Annotated in this window: 1 protein-coding gene; it reads left to right on the forward strand. The window is 63.2% G+C overall.

All coding sequences use genetic code 11. The features are described from left to right. A partial coding sequence (locus EN852_RS39030) for an FAD:protein FMN transferase (protein WP_135879920.1) occupies window positions 1-299 on the forward strand: 299 nt, incomplete at both ends.

A 299-nucleotide genomic window follows, 5' to 3' on the forward strand; every position in this document is an offset into this window, starting at 1 on the left:
GCTTCAGCACCTACCGGAAAGACAGCGAAATCTCGGCCATAAACCGGGGCGACGTTCCGGTGCGCGACTGGAGCGGCCAGATGCGTGACGTGATGGCGCTTGCGGAACAAACAAGAAGAGAGACGGACGGGTATTTCGACATTCACAGGCCGGACGGCTCCCTCGATCCCTCCGGCATCGTCAAGGGCTGGGCCATCCGCAACGCGGCCGAAATCGTCCGTCAGGCCGGCGTCAGCGACTTCTTCATCGAGGCGGGCGGCGACATCCAGTCCTCCGGCAGGAATGCTTCTGGTCGGGAC

Origin of the sequence: Mesorhizobium sp. M2E.F.Ca.ET.209.01.1.1 (genome assembly GCF_004010375.2) — a bacterium.
GTDB lineage: Bacteria > Pseudomonadota > Alphaproteobacteria > Rhizobiales > Rhizobiaceae > Mesorhizobium.